The sequence below is a fragment of the Coleofasciculus sp. B1-GNL1-01 genome (assembly GCF_040220235.1).
Lineage (GTDB): Bacteria > Cyanobacteriota > Cyanobacteriia > Cyanobacteriales > Coleofasciculaceae > Coleofasciculus.
The window spans coordinates 37,903-58,323 of sequence record NZ_JAVJTO010000168.1 but is presented as its reverse complement, the minus strand read 5'-3'; the positions used below and the strand labels follow the sequence as shown (position 1 = coordinate 58,323).

The window sequence follows — 20,421 nt, the reverse complement described above, 5'->3', positions numbered from 1 at the left end:
TTCATTTGCCAATTGTATCGAACCTATCCCCATTCTGCCAGTTTGTAGTTGCGCTTTAGCGCCATCAACGCTTCAATATTGAGAACAAACTGATAAAAGGGCGACCCAAGTCAATTGAATGGATTAGTATTGTTAATTAGTGCAAGCGGGTCGCCCCTACAGGAAATCAGGGTTGAACCGTCCAATCTTCAAACACCAACCCTGGAACCTTTGTAAAATCGCGCCGATTACGTGTAACCAATATAGCATTTCTGGACATCACAATCGAAGCAACTCGTAAATCTTGCGTACCAATCCGAATCCTTTGACGAATCAATTCTGTATAACAACTGTTAGCCTCTGGATCGAAATCCAGTACATTGATAGTCCTAAAATCTTCTAATGTATCCCGAAATCTTCTGTAAGCCAATATCCGAGCATCATTAGAACTCACCCGTCTAATACTATCCAGCCGTCCCCGCAATTGTTCTTCCACAGTAATAATAGTTGTCGCAATTTCTCTAGGATTAACGGCGGTAACACGCTGACTGATAATTGGATGACCCCGTTGCAGCAGCGAAAGGCAATCGGTATCAAGTATCCACAGACTCACTTGACTTCATCCTCGGCATCTAGTTGCCGATAATAATCCTCCATTTCCTGATCGAGTTCACGACGATAAGCTTGGATATAATCCAACATCTGATCAAATTGAGAATCATCCTTATATTTACCCGCCAATTTCAGCCAAGGATTGTCAGATTGAGGACGTTCAATATCTAGAGAAACAAGTTCAGCGTTCTCCAAACGTGCCTCTAACAATTGACGTAAACTCACTAATGCCGCTTCGCGAGTTTTCCCCGTTGTCTGACAATCAGGTAAACCCCATACCATTGCTTTATAGCTACCCCGTTCTTGTTCAATAAGTACAGAGTAGGTTAACTGAGACAAATTCTCTATCGGAGTAAACATAAAGTTAGTTGTCATAAAACTTGCCCTATTTCACTTCAATCATAACTCCCAAAAGACAGTTTCGTTCGTAGCTGCGCTTGTAATTGCGCTTGTAGTTGCGCTTGTAGTTGCGCTTTAGCGCCATCAACGCTTCAACATTGAGGACAAACTTATAAGAGGGCGACCCAAGTTAATTGAATGGATTAGTATTGTTAATTAATGCAAGCGGGTCGCCCCTACAGGTGGTTAAATGGCGAATGACAAATGACAAATGACAAAGGACAAATGACGAATAACAAACATTATCCTACATCTCCCTACAAACCCTAACATTACCAAGTCCCCTACTTCTGCCTACCTAAAATACCTGTTACCCAAGCCATCATGGTTATATCGATAACCGAGATAAACACCATGATCAACACCAACCCGCCAACCCAACCGAATCTAGAACCCCAAACCAACACCATCGAAACCCTCACACCCACACCCCTAACCCAAATCAACCCCACAACCCTAGTCCAGTACGGCGGGATCACCACAGCCGTTATATTAGCGATCGCACTCCTAATTCTGGCGTTAGCGGAATATAATAAGGTCTTCTTTCCCCCTCGCCGTTAGCCGATAACGGTAAACTAAGAAAAGCCTTTGCTAGCAAAGCACCGCTCAAACCTGATCACGACTGAATTCATGACTACTTCGCTCAACGAGCTAGAAACCCAATTAGTCGCCCTCAAACAAGAAGCCACTCCTGCGATCGCCAAAACCGATACGCTGGATCAATTGGAACAATTGCGCGTCAACTACTTGGGGAAAAAAGGACAGTTATCCCAAATCTTGCGCGGGATGGGGAAGCTATCCGCCGAAGATAGACCACGAATTGGGGCGCTGGCTAATGAAGTCAAAGAAGCCCTGCAACAATCCCTAGACAACAAGCGCCAAGAGTTACAAGCCGCCCAAATTCAGGCACAACTAGCCGCCGAAACCCTTGATGTGACCATGCCAGGGGTATATAACCCTCAAGGTCGAATTCATCCCCTCAATAGCATTATCGACCAAGTGCTGGATATTTTTGTCGGTCTAGGGTACACCGTCGCCACGGGACCCGAAATGGAGACTGATTATTATAATTTTGAGGCATTAAATACCCCCCAAGACCATCCGGCGCGGGATATGCAGGATACCTTCTATCTCCCCGATGGAAACCTGCTGCGAACCCATACCTCTTCGGTGCAGATTCGCTACATGGAAAATAACGAACCCCCGATCCGAATTATTGCCCCAGGGCGGGTTTATCGCCGGGATACTGTTGATGCGACACATTCGGCTGTTTTCCATCAAATTGAGATTTTAGCCGTTGATGAGGACATCACATTTGGAGATCTCAAAGGGACATTAAAAGTCTTTTTCCAAGAATTATTTGGTGAAGATGTCGATGTTCGCTTACGCGCCAGTTATTTCCCATTCACCGAACCCTCGGCGGAAGTTGATGTCAAGTGGAGAGGGAAATGGTTAGAGATGGGCGGCTGTGGAATGGTTGATCCCAATGTGCTGAAAACCGTTGGTTATGATCCAGAAGTTTATACCGGGTTTGCGGCGGGGTTTGGCGCGGAACGTTTTGCTCTAGTTATGCACCAAATTGATGATATTCGCCGTTTATATACCAGTGATTTGCGCTTTTTGCAACAGTTTTAAGGGGTCATTGGTCTTATGTCATTTGTCCTTTGTCATACTCGCTGCCCTTGAGAAGCAAGCTACGTCCTTTTGTCGTTCCTACAATAGGAGTCTCCTATGTCTAGCGGTTCAAAGAAAAAGGTTGCGATGGTAACAGGCGCTTCGTCTGGGATCGGTAAAGCGATCGTGCAGCAACTTCTAAAAGAGGGTTGGATCGTCTATGGTGCGGCGCGGCGAGTGGAAAAAATGGCGGATATTGAAGCAATGGGAGCCAAAGTTCTGCCCCTTGATGTGACCGATGATGCCAGTATGACAACGGCAGTGCAAACCCTACTTACGGCTGAAGGGCAGATTGATGCATTAGTGAATAATGCGGGGTATGGTTCCTACGGGGCGCTGGAAGATGTGCCACTCCAAGAAGCAAAGCGACAGTTTGATGTGAATGTGTTTGGCTTAATGCGGCTGACGCAACTGGTTCTACCATCGATGCGGACGGCAAAATCTGGCACCATCGTGAATATCAGTTCCATGGGAGGACGAATTTGGATGCCTATTGGTGGTTGGTATCATGCCACGAAACACGCGGTTGAGGTATTATCCGATGCCTTACGGATGGAAACCGAACCCTTTGGTATCCGCGTGGTGGTGGTGCAACCGGGGGCGATTGAAAGTGAATGGTCAAGTATTGCGGCTCAGACGTTACGGGAGAATTCCCAGGGATCAGCGTACCAGTCAACGGTTGAACCCATGGCAAAGGTGTTAGAAGATTACCAGAATGCCTCAAGTCCTAATGTGGTTGCTAAAGCGGTGTCCAAGGCGGTGAATAGTCGCCATCCCAAGCGGCGGTATGCTACACCGATGGATGCCAAACTCTATATTTTTCTCCATTGGTTGTTACCAGATTGGGCGTGGGAGCGGTTGATTGCTAGTGCGATTCAGTAGGAAGATGGGGGAGATGAGGGAACACCTCGACTTCGCTCGGTGTGTCAGATGGGGAAGATGGGGAAGTATTGAATGTGTAGGGGCGGGTTTCATGATTATTGTTGCTGAATTGACCCTGATGCGAATAAACCCGCCCTGACCGAGTGTTGACGTTTTGATTAACTTCCCTATCTAAGCTGTTATGCATTTAAATTGGCGATTAGTAGCGAGCAAGATGCAAAGCCTGCGGCATGGCTTCGCTAAACGCACTACAAGGATTTCACCATTATTAACATTAAGGTTGAAATGCCGAACAGCTTACCCTCTGCCCTTTGGCTGGTTTCTAACACTCAGAATTTTCTAACTAAAACTCCAGGTTCTTTCTGAATCGGTAAAACATCTAAACTATCCGCTTGAGCGCAATACTTTAAATCCTCATGACCATTTAACCGCAGTAGGCGTTGACCATGACTGGCATGGTGAAACATTTCTAACATCTTGTCTTTCCACTGAGTATAAAGGGCAAGAGCGCCAATCACTTCATCATTACCCGCGATATCACTAAGGGAGTGATCGGTTTGAGAAATCAGGCTATCGGCGATCGCACCAGCACAGACGGTATCTTCAAGGGAATAAGACCCTTCCCAGCCAGAACCGACTAACCAAACGGTTTCCGGCTTTTGCTCCAGCAAATATTTGACAACCGTCTGACGATTCACCATAGCGGCGGCTAGCACCACAGGAGCGTTCTGCACCCGTTGTAAGGCGCGAGTGCCATTCGTGGTCGTAATAAACAAACGGCGTCCCTGAACCCGCTCTGGCGTGCAGTCGAGGGGAGAATTGCCTAAATCACAACCCGCGACTTTTGATCCGCCCCGTTCTCCGGCGCGAAGGCGTTTTTCTGGGAGCCATTGTTCACTCACTTGCATTAACTGATTAATATCGCTGAAGGCTTGCACCGCTTCAGCACCTGCGTGCAAAGCTGTAGCAATAGTGGTTGTCGCTCGTAGCACATCAACCGCGATCGCACAGTCTGGCGTCGTATCAGTTGGGGTAAGTTCGGGGGTGTGGTAAATAAATAGCTTCACTGGCTAACTGCACCTGCGTTTTCAAATGCCGACTCCATATTGTACCCACTTAAGGTCGTAGGGTTTAGGTTTTTATAAGATCATCTAACCATTGCAATCATTTAGAACGATTTATGGCAACGATTTACACCATCCATCCGGACACGCCTCAAATACGCCGAATAGAGAAAATAAGGGACAACCTGCAAGACGGTGCGGTGATGTTATATCCCACAGATACCGTTTATGCCATTGGTTGCGACTTGAATGTCAAATCGGCTGTGGAACGGGTCAGGCGTTTAAAGCAACTCTCGAATGAGAAGCCCTTAACGTTTTTGTGTTCCTCGTTATCCAACATCTCTCAATATGCTTGGGTCAGTGACCCAGCTTATCGGATTATGAAGCGTCTGATTCCTGGACCCTATACCTTTTTGTTACCCGCAACTAAGTTAGTACCTCGATTAGTGATGAGTCCTAAGCGTAAAACCAGTGGTATCCGAGTTCCGGATCATCCGGTTTGTCAAGCCATACTCGAAGCGCTAGGTAATCCTGTAATTTCCACGTCGGCTCATTTACCTGATGAGATGGGAAACTTCCCCACCGTGGGACTGGAAACCGCCAGACTCTTTGATCAGTTTGAGGGTTTAGTGGACATTATTGTCGATGATGGCTCGAAACCCGGTTTCCAGGTATCCACCATTCTGGATATGACCGGGGATGAACCAACAATCCTGCGGAAAGGTTTGGGAGCAGAAGCCGCCATGACGTGGGCTGTACCCGCTGACCAGAGTTGGGAATAGGGTTGACCCATCGGTGTAACCCGTTAGAGTCAAACCCAATCCAGTTCGGCTTTCGCTAATCAGCATTCGGACTACAGGAGACAGGCGGGGGATTTCGGATGAATGTCCAGAAATAAACCCAGTTTGTGAATTGTCTACTCTCACTCAATATTAAAGCCGTGGAAATACTAACCCCTTGCCAATTGCCTAAATGCAGGTGTAGCAAGGGTTAGCAGCCATAAGCATAGTCCCTAAATAGGCGAGGGTGTCTGCCGTGTACTCGTGATCTCTCGTTTAGTGACACACCACTCAACCAAAGACTAGGCATAACGTTTTACATTCAAATTGTGGACAGCAACAGAGCATTTATTCCGAATAACCACTCGTTCCTCTGCTGATGTCTTGGTAATTCGTAACTGTAGTCTTTAGGGGCAATACCATGAACGTTAAAACTGTCAAATCTATCACTCAACCTTCCCCAAACCACCTAGAGAATCCGGAAGTTTTCGGCACAGACACTCAAAGTTTAATTGATCTGTTGCTAGAGGAAATGCGGTCGGCACTCTATGGTTCCAAAGCTTTAGAAACCAACGGTGGTTTGACTTCTCAGCCCAAACGCCTACCCAGTCGCGCTCAAGTTGTGGCAAAACGCATGGTGCAGGAGGTACAACGAATTTGCCGCAAGAGCGATCGCATTCAAACTTCGGGTCAAGTTCGTTCCTGGCAAATTACGTTAATCCGTCACCGCTTACATAAGTGTTTAGGCTACTATAAATTGGGGTCTAAACAAGGGCGGGTTGATTTACACAGCACATTAAGTGCCATGGTTTATCGCCATGTTGCCCAACCTCAATCCCAGTTAAAATTCTCGGCTCGTTATAATCTGATTGAGGACTTTTTACAAGACTTTTATGCTGAGTCCTTAAAAGCATTTCGTCGGGAAAATGAGGTGGATGTAGACTACACACCTCGCACTCAAATCGAACTGGCAGAGTATATGGCATTTACGGAACAGTATGCCAAGCGGCGCATCACCTTACCGAACCGTTGTAGTCAACAGCTTATCGTCCTAAGAGCGCAAAGCTTTGCCAGACGCCAACCCAATGAAACCGCTCTGGATATTGAGCAAGCGGTAGAATATGCCAAGGGTGAAGAAGCCCAAGAGTTAAGCCGCTCCCCGGCGATGCAACAAGTACGGGCGCACCTAGTCGCTCAAACCACTGATCCCAGTGAATCAGTATTGCGCGATCGCGTGGTTGGTGAACTGATTAATTATCTTGAGCAACAAGGTCACTCTGACTGCGCGGATTACTTGGTCTTAAAGTTACAAGACCTCGCCGCACCGGAAATCGATGAGATTTTAGGGCTAACCCCCCGCCAACGGGACTACCTGCAACAGCGCTTTAAGTACCATGTCGAAAAATTCGCCCGGTCATCCCACTGGAAACTGGTACACCAATGGCTAGGAGCCGATTTAGACCAAAAATTAGGCATGACCTCTGACCAATGGGACACCTTTTTGGCTACACTTGATCAGCAACAACAGCAACTCCTGTCTCTTAAACAAGCCCACAAGAGCGATGCTGAAATTGCTAAAGCCCTCAAGTGTACACCCAAACAATTACAAAAGCGCTGGACAAAGTTACTAGAATATGCATGGAAAACGCGCAATTCTGATGGAACTCTAGCCAAGTAAGGAGTGCAACAGTTGAATGTGGAGGAGGTCGAACGCAAAAACTTGATTCTCTTAGCCTGTTATTTAAACGGTTCAAGTCCAACCGTCCGTTATCCCCCTCTAACTCCTCCGGTTTAGATGGGGGATTCTCCTAGTACAGGCAGATGGCAGACGGTTCGTAGCGGGCTACCTCTGGGAAAAGCGGGAAGATTAGCGAACGTTATGCTAACGCGAGAAAGTACCAATGGTAAATGAGACCGCTTTACAGGGTTTTTACAGACGATGACTACTAAGTTTTGCTAAGCTAGTGTTAACAATTTGAAATGATTAGGACATATATCTGGGCAAGCTCACTAGCTTGAGCAGTTGAGGAGAGCCTCTCATTCATTAGACTCATCTATTAATAATATCAGCAAATATGGTGGTTAAAATGGCTCCAGTTTTAGTATCATCCCCAATAGCAGAACAAGATCAACACGCTCTCCGGCAGGTCTGGCAAACCTTGGGTCCCGATAGTTGTCCTCGTTCCTACAATTTCCATTGTCATACCAAGGCGTCTGATGGTCAGCTTCATCCCCAAACGTTAATTGAACAAGCTGTTTCCATTGGTCTGAAAGGGTTTGCTATCACCGATCATCACACAATCGAGGGCTATCAAATCGCTAAAACCTGTCTAGATTCCCTCCAAGACGCTTTACCCACTCAGGCAATTCCTCACCTCTGGACTGGCGTAGAAATCAACGCTCGCTTATTGAATACGGATGTTCATATCTTGGGCTATGCATTTGATCCCAATCATTTCAGGTTAAAGTCTTATCTCCAAGGCAAAGCCCCCAAACATCAGCAGGCTGAAGCCGCAACTGTCATCGATGTTTTGCATCAGGCGGGTGGATTAGCAGTGCTGGCTCATCCGTGCCGTTATCGGCGGCGTTCAGCCCAAGAATTGATTCCCGCTGCTGCTAGCTTGGGAATTGATGGTGTAGAAACCTATTACGCTTACGCTAACCCGAATCCTTGGCATCCCAGCCCTAGGCAAACTCAGCAAGTGAAACAGTTAAGTGCCACCTATAATTTGTTCAATACTTGTGGTACAGATACCCATGGTTCAAACTTGCTACGGCGTTTGTGATGACAAATCTCAATCAACCAGTAGGGGCACGACATGTCGTGCCCCTACTGTATTGGTGCTAAGTTCTCAGTGATACATCACCACTAAACTCCAGTCTGCATCATCATCAAGATAAAAATGCTCAAAGTCGTGAGGACTAGGAGGATGCCTAGAGCGACCGATTGACCTAAATGTTTTGAACTTTGTGAAACTTTCATGTTTTCGGTGTTTATTTTGAGGATAGATTATGAACATATCAAACTTTTCGTTAAGTTTATGAGAAAAAGCAATATGTCTTAATTTTATTTAACATAAGTACACGTTTTAAAGGTTTCAAAGCGGTATTGGTAAATGAGAAGCCGTAGGGGAAAATAGTTTTGAGGTATATTTACTTACACGGTTTGGCGTCCAGTCCGGGATCAGCAAAGGCTGTTTATTTACGCGATCGCTTTGCGGAGTTAGGAGTGTCTCTGTTAGTTCCCGATTTGAACCAGGGTGACTTTTCTCATCTGACACTTACCCGTCAGATTCAGCAAATTCAGGCGGAGTGTTTGTCAACGCCCACCCCAATCACAGTAATCGGTTCGAGTTTAGGCGGACTTACGGCGGCTTGGTTAGGGGAATATCACACGTTTATCCAGAGGTTGATTCTGCTAGCGCCAGCCTTTGGATTTCTCTCTCATTGGCTATCTACTCTGGGAGAAGAAACACGGCATCAATGGCAAGTTGAAGGATATCGTCCTATTTATCACTATGGCGAACAGAAAGAACTACCCCTTTCTTATAAATTTGTGGAAGATATCCGTTAGTATGAACAAACTCACCGATTGAAACGACCTCTTCCTACTCTGATTTTGCATGGGCAGCATGATGACGTGATTCCCATTAATGAAAGCCTAATCTATGCCAAGGAACGGTCTTGGGTGCAGATTATTCCACTCAATAGTGATCATTCGTTAAGTGGCGTAAAAGCCGAAATTTGGCAGTCAATTCGTGATTTTTGTCAATAACCTTGTAGAGACACGCCATGGCGCGTCTCTATAATTCAGTCAAGGATTTGAACCTCTAGCATTTCATAATTCAAATTGGTCGCAAACGTGTCACCTTCAAGGTAAAAGGACCCCCTCCCGTTTCTCCAAAAGCACGCACCCGAATAATATAGGTTCCGGTTTCAGTAATCCGGGAAAATAGCAACGAATTCGTCGTACCATCGGGACCATCATCATTTTCGGCAATCGTCGAGCCATCAGAGGCTAGGAGCGTAACAATTGTATCGAAGCTATCTGAAATTAAATCAATAGCCACTTGATCGCCAGCACTCAATTCTATCGTGTAGTCCCGGGCAAACCCCCCCTCTCCCGTGGGAATATCTTGGTCAGTGAGGGTATCAGAAACTTGATTACGCTCAGGAATCGGAATCGGATTATACAGTTGATTTTGCGCTCTCACAGCCGCCGCCGTTAAGCCCACTGTCAAAAAGGTTGTAGGAACAAGCAGAGCAAAGCCAAAACGAGCGGCAAAGGCATTCATCATAGAAAATTCATTTACGCTGAACGGGTCAATTATAGGCGTTCTACTGTAGGTATTGATGATGCAGCACTCCTAATCATCTATCGTCGAATATTAAAACAACACCACTCTTGGCGTTTCCAGAGAGTCGCTACTGTCCAGTTATGTTGTTCTAGGGTATCAGCAATAGGTTTAGCCTGATCCAACAATATTCCGCTAATAATTCCCCAACTGTGGGGACTGGCGATCGCACTGATTCCAGGAATCAGGTCAATAATCACTTCTGCCAGGATATTGCAGAGAATACCATCAACCTTTTTCTCCCCCAAAAGATGAGATAATAGCTCAACACTACCTTTCTTCACCACAAAGCGATCGGCACTAATCTGATTCAATTCTCGGTTACTGCGGGCAGAGCGCACTGCTAGGGGATCAATATCTACCCCCAAGACTTTTTTTGCCCCCAATAACACAGAGGCAATGGATAAAATACCCGATCCACACCCAATATCCGCAATAATGGGGTGGCTATTATCATAACCAATTCGCATTTCCAGGGCTTCTAGGCACAGATGCGTGGTGGGATGGGTTCCCGTACCAAATGCTGCACCCGGATCGAGACGCAACAGCAGGCGATCGGTTTGTTGGGGTACAGATAACCAAGCCGGGTAAATCAAAAAGCAATCGCCAATTTCTGTGGGTTGCCAATGCTGTTTCCAACTACTTGCCCAGTCTTCTTCATCAATTAAGTGCCACTGGGTTAAGGGGAGTGGCAATCCTACCGTCAGCGCATCTTGACGCAACCATAAAGAAAGTGCTGCCAAATCCAACAAATGTGCCTGATTTTGGGGTAAGTGCGCTCGGATCAATTGAGAGTGTCCTTTGCTTTCACAAGACATTCCCCGACAGCCGAAAGTATCCAGTCGCCAGAAGATTAAATCCTCCAAGGCTGGATCGCCCAAAATTTTAATTTCCCACCAGCTATTTGCCATACGATTTCAGATTTTAGATTTCAGATTTTAGATTGAGGGAGAGTCGTTGGAAACCAACAGAGACCGCAGGATCGCTGTTCTACCGTCTGAGTCATCCAAAATCCAAAACCCAAAATCCAAAATTGACGTGACTACAGTGTTACCGTATAAGCGTCCCGAATACCAGGAACTTTGGTAATTTCGGTCAAAATTCCTTCCGGTAGGGGATCATCAATGCTCAAGACCATTACAGCATCCCCTCGCACAATTTTGCGACCGACCTGCATACTGGCAATATTGACATTAAAACTACCCAGTAGCGACCCAATTTTACCAATAATTCCCGGCATATCGCGGTGCAGGGTAAAGAGCATGTGGTGACTCGGTGGTACATTAATCGGAAATTCGTCAATACTGGTGATGTGAATTTCACCATCGCTGAGTAGCGCTCCCGTCACCGAATGTTCACCCAAGGAACCCTTTGCCGATAGCAGCAGCGAACCGCCCGAATAATCCTGAACCGAAGCATCGCGGGTTTCAATGACTCGAATCCCCCGTTCTTTTGCCTCAATTGAAGCATTGACGTAGTTGACCCGCTCACGCAAGGCTTGAGATAGTAATCCTTTGAGGGAGGCGACAACTAATGGCTGACTATTATTCGTGGCTAACTCCCCTTGTAACCGGACATTTAGCTGTTCAATTCGCCCACCTGCTAACTGACTGACCAAATTACCCAGGGTTTCTGCCAACCGCATGTAGGGTTTGAGCTGTTCTAGCACATTCGACGATAGTCCGGGAATATTCACGGCTGAACGAGCCGGTAATCCTAAGAGGACATCGCGAATTTGTTCAGCCACATCAATGGCAACATTAACTTGGGCTTCTGCGGTTGACGCACCCAGGTGAGGCGTAAGGATCACTTCCTTACCCAGTTCACGTAGGGGAGATTCTCCCAGGGGTTCTGACTCAAATACATCCAGTGCTGCCCCAGCTATTTTACCTGCCTTTAACGCTTCCGAAAGTGCCGCCTCATCAATGACTCCACCTCTAGAGCAATTGATAATTCGAGCCGTCGGTTTCATTTTCGCCAAGGCTTCAGCATTAATCAGATGCGTGGTTTCCGGGGTTTTGGGAATATGTAGGGTGATGTAATCTGCCTCCCGAAACAACAAATCCATATCCACCAGACGACAGCCAAGCTGATCCGCACGTTCCAAGGAAATAAAGGGATCATACGCGAGTAACTTCATCCCCATAGAACGGGCAACGGTCGCCACATGGGAGCCAATTTTACCCAAGCCTACAATACCGATAGTTTTTTTGTAAACCTCGGCACCGAGAAAGCGCTTGCGATCCCATTGACTATTTTTCACCGACTGATTGGCTTCTGGGATATGACGTGATAGAGACAGCATCATCGCTAAAGCGTGTTCAGCCGCTGCAATAGTATTGCCTTCGGGGGAGTTAACCACGACAATACCCTGACGGGTAGCGGCGGGGACATCAACGTTATCAACGCCAACTCCCGCACGTCCAATAATCTTGAGTTGTTTACCCGCTTCGATGATTTCTTTGGTCACACGAGTGCCAGAGCGAATCATCATGGCATCATAGTCAGGGATGATGTCAACGAGTTGCTCAGGCGATAGAGTGGTTTTCACGTCAACCTGAGCCACTTGGGAGAGGATATCAATTCCAGCTTGATCGATGGGATCGGATACAAGTACTTTAGACATTACCAGTAGAAGGGTTGAAATGAGTTACACCGATTGCGCCTTACTGTAAATTAATATAGGACAGCTTATCAACTACACAACAGGGCTATCGCCGGACAATCGCGATGACTGACCGCAGTAGGTTATTGTAACGGTAAAGGGGTCAGTAGCTACGACATTGACCGAAAGTTTTAAAATTTCCCCAGTTTTCCCGGTTGTTGGCAATGAGAGGTAATCTGTCATGGTTCGCGGAGTCCTCAGCAAAGCGAAGGAGCAGTAGCGAAGCATCGGGTGAGATTCTGACGAAAAGTTCTGACGCTTGTTCCTCGCTAACGCTATAGCGAAAGCTTCACGCTTCCCTCTTCCTAGACACGTTAGAACACAACTTGGTATGGATGATCAGGGACTTCTACGACAAAATTTAAATCCTAGACGACTCACCATGACTATTCGGATAGCTCAAGAATCGGATATTCGCGGAATTCTAGGCTTTGCTGGGATGGCTGAAGATGGTCATGTCACCTTGGCTTATGTACGGTGTGATTGCACTGTTTGTAGTAAGCACTTTAGTGCATTAAAATGCTTTTATTCTAGTACGGAAGCCCCTTTATTATCACTTTAACTCCCGCACATCCATTTAGCAGAACACTGCTTTAAGAAGGAAAAATATTAGTTCAATAAAATTACCAAAAGTTTTGTCAAAGGTTTTAGCTGAAATAAAAATTATCACTGTAGCAATCATAAATAAAAAAAGTGATCCTAAGAAAAAATATGTTCCTATCGATATCCATAATTTGCCACCAAACTTTAAGTGTTTTGGCGATACCATAACCTTCACATCGTTTCCGTATTTCGTGATAATTAACTCTAATAAATTGCTGATTTCAGATACAATCCAATTAACTTCGCGCTCAGTAAGAGCCTCAGTAGGAAGTTTATATACCTGTCTTCCTGCCCGAATTTGAATGTTGTGACGAATACACGAGTCTGTATCGGAATACTGTGAAAATTCTAATTTCCAAATAGCTCTCCTTGGACTTGGGGGTAGATGATTAAGCGAGATTTTGTATGGATCAATCCGCAGTCGGGTAGATTTGGGGAAAAGCTTAATAATTCCTCCTATTATAAGGAAAGAAAAGCTCACTATGAAAATACCTATCAAGCCATTAAGTAGACTCATAAAAAACTTACCGTAAAACAACCAATTAAACACATTGATTATCATGAATACGCCAGCTTTAAGAACTGAAAAATTTACTATAATAAATATAAACAACAATCCCATGCATAGATACCTCAACATTTTTTCTAATCCAGAAAAATCAGAAAATATAAATTCCAATTTATCCCGATAATTATTGATTCTAATTTTACTTACACCAATATTTTTGGTAACCGAGTATATTTCTTCGATTAAGAGCAGTTGTTTCAGGAGTTTAAATGATTGTTTAGCAGAAGTTAAACGATTGTTTAAATCCGGTTCAGTCATCCACTTCAACCAATCAACAAAAGCTGAATCGAGATAATTTTTTGATTTCAACTGAATTCGCCAGTCCTGCTGAGGTAAATCAGCGGGATGCATCCCAGTTACTAAGTAAATTAATGTTGCACCTAAACTGTAGAGATCAGACGTCGGAACAACTTGTCCATCAAATTGTTCCGGCGGCATATACCCATAGGTTCTCACAATCCTAATCGTACTACCTTCTGTTGCGGCTAAGGTTTGAACTGAGCCAAAATTAACTAAATACACTTGACCAACACTGTTGCCTGAGCGGTTTACCAAGAGAATATTACTCGGCTGAATATCCCGATGAATTACTGGTGGATGCTGTGTGTGTAAATACATCAAGATTTCGAGTAATGCTTTAGCGATCTGCTTGATTTCCGCTTGGTTAAAAGTGCGACCCAATTTCACCCATTCTTCTAAAGACTTCGCTTTGATATAGCTCTGTACTAATGCAAATCCTTTAGTCTTGGATGTCTGGAATTTAAAGTAGTCTAAGTAACGCGGAATTGCTGGATGGGAGAGTGATTGTAAGGTTTGGGCTTCTCGCTCAAACAGTTTTAGATCATCCCATTGAAAGTCTGCACCACAGACCAAGAGTTTTATGGCGACTAATTCCTGGGTTTGTAAGTCCCGCGCCAGCAGCGTGCGTCGTCCACCATTTTTACCGAGCGGTTTCTGGATTTGGTAACGTTTTTTTAAGACTTGCTTCCCCATATTTTTACCCTAAGCTGTTGTGCCTTTAAACTACTGACTCAGATTCACTGTTTGCCGAGATCATCAGTCCAGTAATTATTTCCCACCTAAGGTAGCACTCGTTACTCAATATTCCCTTTTGCAGAGACGTTCCACCTTCACATCTCTACGCCTTGTGTCTGTACAGAGGACTTGCAGCAGGTTTTAACGGATTGGTAACTGGTGAAATCGGTTATCCGACAGACTGACTACCGAGTTTTCCGGAAAGTTTTGATTTTTCTTCTAGGATAGCGATCGCGACAGCACATTTCATCCACTAGCCAAATTTCTTAACATCTTCTTCGGTGCTACGCTTGAAGTTAGGTAGCACTATTGCTGGCACAGAAATGTTAATATCGAACATTCTTATTATGTCTGGAATATACCTGTCTATCTAAAAGCAGGAAGGTTCTCGCTTCAGGTGGAGTCGCTATTGTCGTAAAGGTTGTCGGTTAGTAGCTAAGCGTTTTAGCGTATCTGTGACTGGTGACGCACGTATTCATCAGTAATCGGCACACCCGACCATTCGCTGATTTCGTGGGCTAACCACTCCATTTCTGGCTCTACAAGTCCCTCAATATTGGCAGATAGTACATAAGTGAGTACATGGTTCTGTTGTTTAGCAATTATTGTAATTGCTTGATAACGATTGGTATAGTGCAGTTGGCGAATATTATTCTTCCTGATCGGAGGTTTATAGCTTTTTAACCAGGGGTACTCATAAGTCAATGTAATTTGTTGGTTGTTGAGAGTTAATCGAGTTGTTCGGAACAAATTTAAAAAATTTCCAAACGACATATAGATAGCGATTAAAACACCTGTAAAAAATAGAGAAAAGAATAGTAGAAATGAAGATAGTAAAATATTGTCTTTAGCCAAGTCAAATAACCCAAATGCAATAAAAAATGCAACAATAAAGCACGGGAGTGAAAACAACAATATCAAGAGAAAATATGTCCAGAATTTGCCTCTAAAAATTGATCGTGGCGGTGGGATAAAAATATCTACACTTTCCCCATCTTTTTTGACTTGAATCCTACTCCCGAATGGTTGGCGTCTAACCGCCGGGATATAGGTTTGCTGACGAGGCTGATCCAAGGCTTTCATCGCTTCCCCAGCCGATGCCAGACGCCGATTTAGACTCGGTTGTGTCATCCACTTCAACCAATCAATCAAATCTGAACTGATATTAACAGATAATTCAAACTGAAGTCGCAAATTTTCCTGAGGTAATTCAGATGGATTCCTCCCTGATACTAAATAAATTAAGGTTGCACCCAAACTATAAAGATCAGAAGCAGGAACCGTTCGTCCACCAAATTGTTCAGGTGGCATATATCCATAAGTTCCTACAACCGTAATCGTGCTACCTTGTTTTGCCGCTAGGGTTTGTACTGAGCCAAAATCAACTAAATAAACTTGACCGATACTGTTACCTGATCGGTTGGTCAATAAAATATTACTGGGCTTGATATCTCGGTGAATGACTGGTGGCTGTTGCTCATGCAAGTAGCGCAAAATTTCCAGCAGTGCTTGAGCCAGTTGCTTAACGTCTTCTTCGCTAAATGTTCGTCCATTCTTTAACCATTGTTCTAAGGATTTAGCTGGGATATAGCTTTGCACCAAAGCAAATCCTTTACCGATTGAGGTGTCTAGATCAAAATAATCTAGGTAATGGGGAATTGCCGGATGGGAAAGACGTTGTAACGTTTGCGCTTCTCGTTCAAACAGCTTCAAATCATCCCATTGAAAGTCTGATTCAAAAATCAACAATTTTATCACAACTAAGTCTTGAGTTTGTAAGTCCTGTGCCAGCCAGGTGTGTCGTCCGGCATTTTTAGTCAACTGTTCCTGAATAAGATAACGTCCTTTTAAAACTTTATTTTTCATTTTTAATAATCCTATTAATTTTATGTTAGTTAATTATTGAGTTCTAATTATTTTTATTGATAATGGGCAAATCTAACTATTCGCTGAGTTCATGAGCTATCCAATCAATCTCCTTATCAGTAAGGTGTTCGGTAGGAAGGTTATATTGCCGTGTTCCTGCCCAAATCCGAATGTTGCGACGAACACGCCAGTCTGTATCGTACTGTTGGAAAAATCCTAATTTTAAAATAGCTTTTCTGGGACTTTTTCGTCGCTTATTAAGTGATATTTTATGTTGATCAATCCGCAGTATGGTAGATTTTGTAAAAGTTTTTATAACTATTATCAATGGTGTTATGCAAAAAATAATTATAAACAGAATATGTATAAATGATATCAGTAACTTTCCCTGAAAAAAGACGTTAATGGATTCATTTAATATCAAACTAAAATTGTTAAAAAATAAATAAAATTGACGCCCAAAATAATTGATTAACATTATCCAAATCAAGCCAATAGTTGTATACTTTTCTAAAGTATTATGGTCAGGAATTATAACTTCTATGCTAGTTTTATTATTGTTAATTTTTACTTGACTCCAAGTCGGTTTTGTCACAATTATTGGTGTCCTATGATTCTGTTTTTTAAGTGATTTTAACCCTTGATTAGCAGAAGTTAAACGCCTATTTAAATCCGGTTCAGTCATCCGCTTCAACCAGTCAACAAAAGCTGAATCGAGAGGAATTTTTGGTTCAAACTGAATTCGCAGATCCTCCTGGGGTAAATCAGCAGGATGCATCCCGGTTACTAAGTAAATTAACATGGCACCTAAGCTGTAGAGATCAGACGCCGGAACCGCACGTCCACCAAATTGTTCTGGCGGCATATACCCATAAGTTCCCACAACTGTAATCGTGCTACCTTCGGTTGCGGCTAAGGTCTGAACTGAACCAAAATCAACTAAATAAACTTGACCGACACTGTTACCTGAGCGGTTTGCCAATAGAATATTACTCGGCTTAATATCCCGATGAATCACTGGCGGATGCTGTGCGTGTAAATACATCAATATTTCCAGCAACGCTTTAGCTATATGCTTGATGTCATCTTCGTTAAAAGTGCGACCCAATTTTACCCATTCAGCTAAGGATTTCGCTTCGATATAACTCTGTACCAAGGCAAAGCCTTTCGTCTGGGATGTTTGAAATTTAAAGGAGTCTAAGTAATGTGGAATAGCCCGATGGGAGAGGGATTGTAAGGTTTGGGCTTCTCGCTCAAACAGTTTGAGATCGTCCCAATGAAAATCTGCCCCAAAGGTGAGAATCTTGATAGCAACTAATTCTTGGGTTTGTAAGTCCCGCGCTAGTAAGGTTTGTCGTCCGCCATTTTGACCAAGCTGTTTCTGGATTTGATAACGTTCTTTTAAAACTTGCTCCACCATGTTTTCCCCTAAGCTGTTGTGTCTTTCAATTACTAATTAAGATTGACTGTTTGCTGAAAATACTGAATGAAATTTTGGGAACATGGTAACATTTGTTACTGACTATTCCATTTTGTAGAGACGTTCCAGCGGAACGTCTCTACGTCTTTTCTGGTTGTCCGCACCGATGAATTGGGTTGGTGTAGCCACAGATGTTAACGGGTTGACAACTGGTGAAATGCGTTATAGCACTACGGGGATAGGTTAGGACATCAGTTTAGTTTATCCCAATAGGCAACAGGCAACAGGCAACAGTACAGAATGTCCTCTCCCTGCCAAAGTAGCTGCTATATCTGACAGACTGGCTACCGAGTTTTCCGGAAAGTTTTGATTTTTCTTCTCTGATAGCAATCGCGACAGCACATTTCATCCACTAGCCAAATTTCTTAACATGTTCTTCGGTGCTACGAAAGTGCGACCCAATTTTACCCATTCAGCTAAGGATTTCGCTTCGATATAACTCTGTACCAAGGCAAAGCCTTTAGTCTTGGATGTTTGAAATTTAAAGGAGTCTAAGTAACGCGGAATTGCGGGATGGGAGAGTGACTGTAAGGTTTCGGCTTCTCGCTCAAACAGTTTGAGATCGTCCCAATTAAAATCGGCATCAAAGGTGAGGAGTTTGATGGCGACTAAGTCTTGGGCGCAAGCCTTGCGCCCCTACGGTTAGGTGTATCGCATCGGCTGGAGAATTGCTATAGCAGTACAGGGAATTTCATTGACCCGCCAACTTTCTTAACAGGTTCTTAGGTGTTACGATTGAGGTTAGGCAAAAATGAAGCGTAACCCTTAATCTTAATCTGAATAACACTGACTTGAGGGTTTGTAATGGGTGAGCAGGCGTTTATGGCGCTAAAGCGCAACTACAAACCTAGCTTAGTTCAGTGTGATTCATCTTAGTCTCGAAGTCTTTGTAACGATTTAGCTCTACCTGATATTATGAACTACCTGATTGCTGTCCTGAAAAATCGCATTGAAGCCGAAGAAGCGTACACGGTTCTGGAAAAAAGAGGTTTGCCGATGAATCAAGTCACGATTCTCGGTAAAGGCTATCAAAGTGCTGATGAGTTTGGCTTAATTGACCCGAATCTGCAAGCAATCAAGCAAGTTAAGCAACTCGCCTACTGGTTGCTTCCCTTTGGCTTTGCGGCTGGATATGCCTTTAACCTACTCACGGCGATCGAAATTCTACCAATAAGTCCCATAGGGAATCATATCATTGGCGGTATCTTCGGTGCGATCGCAGCAGCCATGGGCAGCTTTTTTGTGGGTGGCGGAGTTGGCATTGCCTTGGGTAGTGGTGACGCACTCCCCTATCGCAATCGTCTCAATCAAGGAAAATATATCATTGTTGTCAAAGGTTCAGATCAATTAATTCGCCAAGCTACCCCCTTATTGAAACAATTTGAACCAGAGACGATTCAAGGATATAGTGAATGACAGTCGAGCGAAAAATGAGACTGATCGCACCTCAGGTGAACCATTAATCGTCCAGTCTTTCTAAGATGATTTTTACGGCTTGGATAATTGCATCGGGTCGATCCACCCAGACAAAATGACCACTGTTTTCAACCGTAATTTGTACGCAATTTGTCGAGAGTTTAGCTAACTTATCGTGGATGCGATCGCGTAACTGATTGGCGGCTTTCAATGGCATCAAAATGGTTAGAAGTGAAGGGATGAAAAATGAAGAGGCTTTAAGACTAACAATCGGCAGATCCTTAAGATGACTAGCGCAGCGGACTTGGCGACCACTTGTATCTAAACGAAAGATTTCTCGGGTCATCGTTACCCAGTGTTTGGGGCGACAGAAAGAGCGTTTTACCGCTTGACGAGAATCCAGGGAAAACTGACGTAATTTTGGTTTGATTAATTCAAATACGCCAATTATATTTAGTAGACGAATGATGCCCAATGTTGCTCCCAGAACGGACATGATAAAGCCTGACGCAAAGAACAATTGTAATCCGCGCAGGATTAGGGGCATTTTTAACATCGCTGATTCATGTAACCCGTCAGTCAGAACTAATCCTACAACTTTTTCCGGATAACGAGAGGCGTAAAGACGCATATTGTAACTGCCAAAAGAGTTGCCCACTAAAATATAAGGAGGTTCTAAACCTGCAAGAGTCAGCATCTGGTTAAGTTCGGTGACAATCTGATTACTGGTGCGAGGATGAGGGCTGCGATCGCTCCAGCCAAAACCCGCACGATCATAAATACAAACCCGCGCAAGTTGCGCCAATTCATCCACCAAAAAATAGCCCTCAACTCCGCCCAAACTATGATCGAGTACAACGGTTGGATATCCGGTTCCTGCTGTAACGTAATGCAAGCAGAAACCGCCCACATCCACCCGTTGACCCGGTGGTGGTGTACGATCTTCTCGCCAGCAGGCGATCGCTTGATACAAGGTTGTAGCCGTTAGGATTAAAACTCGCAGGGAAAACAGCGACATCAGAGGGTGCGCCATAGTAGAACTCT

The 20,421-nt window shown here is 44.3% G+C and carries 18 protein-coding genes and 2 pseudogenes; 9 read left to right on the top strand and 11 right to left on the bottom strand.

The genetic code is table 11. From position 1 onward, the window contains the following. Positions 1 to 166: 166 nt before the first annotated feature. Positions 167 to 592 (bottom strand): type II toxin-antitoxin system VapC family toxin, encoded by a 426-nt coding sequence (locus tag RID53_RS35805; protein WP_446392621.1) that lies wholly within the window; start codon positions 590 to 592, stop codon positions 167 to 169. Next, on the bottom strand, positions 589 to 966 hold the full coding sequence (locus tag RID53_RS35800; protein WP_446392620.1) for a type II toxin-antitoxin system HicB family antitoxin: 378 nt from the start codon (positions 964 to 966) through the stop codon (positions 589 to 591). The genes RID53_RS35805 and RID53_RS35800 overlap by 4 nt, the downstream gene beginning before the upstream one ends. A 378-nt stretch (positions 967 to 1,344) precedes the next feature. On the opposite strand from RID53_RS35800, the gene RID53_RS35795 reads away from it, so the two are divergent. The 3 genes from RID53_RS35795 (at position 1,345) to RID53_RS35785 (ending at position 3,546) form a co-directional block, all read left to right on the top strand. After that, positions 1,345 to 1,551 carry a hypothetical protein gene (locus tag RID53_RS35795; RefSeq protein WP_446392619.1) on the top strand — a complete coding sequence of 69 codons (207 nt, stop codon included), beginning with the start codon at positions 1,345 to 1,347 and terminating at the stop codon, positions 1,549 to 1,551. Positions 1,552 to 1,620: 69 nt separating this feature from the next. After that, the gene (gene pheS, locus RID53_RS35790; RefSeq protein WP_446392618.1) at positions 1,621 to 2,625 is read left to right on the top strand and encodes a phenylalanine--tRNA ligase subunit alpha; all 1,005 of its coding nucleotides are present in this window, start codon (positions 1,621 to 1,623) and stop codon (positions 2,623 to 2,625) included. 96 nt (positions 2,626 to 2,721) lie between these two features. Beyond that, positions 2,722 to 3,546 (top strand): oxidoreductase, encoded by an 825-nt coding sequence (locus RID53_RS35785; protein WP_446392617.1) that lies wholly within the window; start codon positions 2,722 to 2,724, stop codon positions 3,544 to 3,546. A 329-nt stretch (positions 3,547 to 3,875) separates the two neighbouring features. Here RID53_RS35785 and RID53_RS35780 read toward each other — a convergent pair whose 3' ends face one another. Then, the gene (locus RID53_RS35780) at positions 3,876 to 4,613 is read right to left on the bottom strand and encodes a 2-phosphosulfolactate phosphatase family protein (protein WP_446392616.1); all 738 of its coding nucleotides are present in this window, start codon (positions 4,611 to 4,613) and stop codon (positions 3,876 to 3,878) included. A gap of 113 nt (positions 4,614 to 4,726) precedes the next feature. Between RID53_RS35780 and RID53_RS35775 the strand changes: the two genes are divergently transcribed. The 4 genes and pseudogenes from RID53_RS35775 to RID53_RS35760 all read left to right on the top strand — a co-directional run bounded on the left by RID53_RS35775 (position 4,727) and on the right by RID53_RS35760 (position 9,164). Continuing rightward, positions 4,727 to 5,392 (top strand): L-threonylcarbamoyladenylate synthase, encoded by a 666-nt coding sequence (locus tag RID53_RS35775; RefSeq protein ID WP_446392615.1) that lies wholly within the window; start codon positions 4,727 to 4,729, stop codon positions 5,390 to 5,392. 418 nt (positions 5,393 to 5,810) lie between these two features. Next, the gene (locus RID53_RS35770) at positions 5,811 to 7,067 is read left to right on the top strand and encodes a HetZ-related protein (protein WP_446392614.1); all 1,257 of its coding nucleotides are present in this window, start codon (positions 5,811 to 5,813) and stop codon (positions 7,065 to 7,067) included. A 397-nt stretch (positions 7,068 to 7,464) separates the two neighbouring features. After that, positions 7,465 to 8,175, top strand: coding sequence for a PHP domain-containing protein (locus RID53_RS35765; protein WP_446392613.1), 711 nt, complete (start codon positions 7,465 to 7,467; stop codon positions 8,173 to 8,175). 356 nt (positions 8,176 to 8,531) lie between these two features. Further along, positions 8,532 to 9,164: pseudogene (locus tag RID53_RS35760) on the top strand (YqiA/YcfP family alpha/beta fold hydrolase). Between the two features lie 70 nt (positions 9,165 to 9,234). Here RID53_RS35760 and RID53_RS35755 read toward each other — a convergent pair. The 3 genes from RID53_RS35755 to serA form a co-directional block, all read right to left on the bottom strand. After that, complete coding sequence (locus RID53_RS35755) at positions 9,235 to 9,687, bottom strand: PPC domain-containing protein (RefSeq protein WP_446392612.1); 453 nt, start codon at positions 9,685 to 9,687, stop codon at positions 9,235 to 9,237. 77 nt (positions 9,688 to 9,764) lie between these two features. After that, a complete protein-coding gene (gene prmA, locus RID53_RS35750; RefSeq protein ID WP_446392611.1) occupies positions 9,765 to 10,655 on the bottom strand; it encodes a 50S ribosomal protein L11 methyltransferase in 891 nt (296 codons plus the stop codon). 131 nt (positions 10,656 to 10,786) lie between these two features. Next, positions 10,787 to 12,370, bottom strand: coding sequence for a phosphoglycerate dehydrogenase (gene serA, locus RID53_RS35745; RefSeq protein WP_446392610.1), 1,584 nt, complete (start codon positions 12,368 to 12,370; stop codon positions 10,787 to 10,789). Between the two features lie 421 nt (positions 12,371 to 12,791). On the opposite strand from serA, the gene RID53_RS35740 reads away from it, so the two are divergent. Next, entirely contained in the window at positions 12,792 to 12,971 is a 180-nt protein-coding gene (locus RID53_RS35740; RefSeq protein ID WP_446392609.1) for a hypothetical protein, read from the top strand. A gap of 15 nt (positions 12,972 to 12,986) precedes the next feature. Here the strand turns inward: RID53_RS35740 and RID53_RS35735 are convergent, their stop codons facing one another. From RID53_RS35735 to RID53_RS35720, 4 genes and pseudogenes are all read right to left on the bottom strand, one after another. Beyond that, positions 12,987 to 14,573: a serine/threonine protein kinase gene (locus tag RID53_RS35735; protein ID WP_446392608.1), complete on the bottom strand. Its 1,587-nt coding sequence runs from the start codon at positions 14,571 to 14,573 to the stop codon at positions 12,987 to 12,989. Between the two features lie 486 nt (positions 14,574 to 15,059). Beyond that, on the bottom strand, positions 15,060 to 16,481 hold the full coding sequence (locus RID53_RS35730; RefSeq protein WP_446392607.1) for a serine/threonine protein kinase: 1,422 nt from the start codon (positions 16,479 to 16,481) through the stop codon (positions 15,060 to 15,062). Positions 16,482 to 16,557: 76 nt separating this feature from the next. Then, complete coding sequence (locus RID53_RS35725) at positions 16,558 to 17,901, bottom strand: serine/threonine protein kinase (protein ID WP_446392606.1); 1,344 nt, start codon at positions 17,899 to 17,901, stop codon at positions 16,558 to 16,560. 447 nt (positions 17,902 to 18,348) lie between these two features. After that, positions 18,349 to 18,579, bottom strand: a pseudogene (locus RID53_RS35720) (serine/threonine protein kinase); the annotation flags it as partial. A gap of 297 nt (positions 18,580 to 18,876) precedes the next feature. Here RID53_RS35720 and RID53_RS35715 point away from each other — a divergent pair. Then, positions 18,877 to 19,377 carry a hypothetical protein gene (locus tag RID53_RS35715; protein ID WP_446392605.1) on the top strand — a complete coding sequence of 167 codons (501 nt, stop codon included), beginning with the start codon at positions 18,877 to 18,879 and terminating at the stop codon, positions 19,375 to 19,377. A 43-nt stretch (positions 19,378 to 19,420) separates the two neighbouring features. Here RID53_RS35715 and RID53_RS35710 read toward each other — a convergent pair whose 3' ends face one another. Further along, positions 19,421 to 20,395 carry an alpha/beta hydrolase gene (locus RID53_RS35710; protein WP_446392650.1) on the bottom strand — a complete coding sequence of 325 codons (975 nt, stop codon included), beginning with the start codon at positions 20,393 to 20,395 and terminating at the stop codon, positions 19,421 to 19,423. Positions 20,396 to 20,421: the final 26 nt, after the last annotated feature.

What these genes read in the sequence shown, in the direction of transcription:
- RID53_RS35800 (WP_446392620.1), bottom strand. Translation starts at nt 966, where the DNA reads ATGACAACTAACTTTATGTTTACTCCGATAGAGAATTTGTCTCAGTTA.
- RID53_RS35795 (WP_446392619.1), top strand. Translation starts at nt 1,345, where the DNA reads ATGATCAACACCAACCCGCCAACCCAACCGAATCTAGAACCCCAAACC.
- pheS (WP_446392618.1), top strand. Translation starts at nt 1,621, where the DNA reads ATGACTACTTCGCTCAACGAGCTAGAAACCCAATTAGTCGCCCTCAAA.
- RID53_RS35785 (WP_446392617.1), top strand. Translation starts at nt 2,722, where the DNA reads ATGTCTAGCGGTTCAAAGAAAAAGGTTGCGATGGTAACAGGCGCTTCG.
- RID53_RS35775 (WP_446392615.1), top strand. Translation starts at nt 4,727, where the DNA reads ATGGCAACGATTTACACCATCCATCCGGACACGCCTCAAATACGCCGA.
- RID53_RS35770 (WP_446392614.1), top strand. Translation starts at nt 5,811, where the DNA reads ATGAACGTTAAAACTGTCAAATCTATCACTCAACCTTCCCCAAACCAC.
- RID53_RS35765 (WP_446392613.1), top strand. Translation starts at nt 7,465, where the DNA reads ATGGTGGTTAAAATGGCTCCAGTTTTAGTATCATCCCCAATAGCAGAA.
- RID53_RS35755 (WP_446392612.1), bottom strand. Translation starts at nt 9,687, where the DNA reads ATGATGAATGCCTTTGCCGCTCGTTTTGGCTTTGCTCTGCTTGTTCCT.
- prmA (WP_446392611.1), bottom strand. Translation starts at nt 10,655, where the DNA reads ATGGCAAATAGCTGGTGGGAAATTAAAATTTTGGGCGATCCAGCCTTG.
- serA (WP_446392610.1), bottom strand. Translation starts at nt 12,370, where the DNA reads ATGTCTAAAGTACTTGTATCCGATCCCATCGATCAAGCTGGAATTGAT.
- RID53_RS35740 (WP_446392609.1), top strand. Translation starts at nt 12,792, where the DNA reads ATGACTATTCGGATAGCTCAAGAATCGGATATTCGCGGAATTCTAGGC.
- RID53_RS35735 (WP_446392608.1), bottom strand. Translation starts at nt 14,573, where the DNA reads ATGGGGAAGCAAGTCTTAAAAAAACGTTACCAAATCCAGAAACCGCTC.
- RID53_RS35730 (WP_446392607.1), bottom strand. Translation starts at nt 16,481, where the DNA reads ATGAAAAATAAAGTTTTAAAAGGACGTTATCTTATTCAGGAACAGTTG.
- RID53_RS35725 (WP_446392606.1), bottom strand. Translation starts at nt 17,901, where the DNA reads ATGGTGGAGCAAGTTTTAAAAGAACGTTATCAAATCCAGAAACAGCTT.
- RID53_RS35715 (WP_446392605.1), top strand. Translation starts at nt 18,877, where the DNA reads ATGAACTACCTGATTGCTGTCCTGAAAAATCGCATTGAAGCCGAAGAA.
- RID53_RS35710 (WP_446392650.1), bottom strand. Translation starts at nt 20,395, where the DNA reads ATGTCGCTGTTTTCCCTGCGAGTTTTAATCCTAACGGCTACAACCTTG.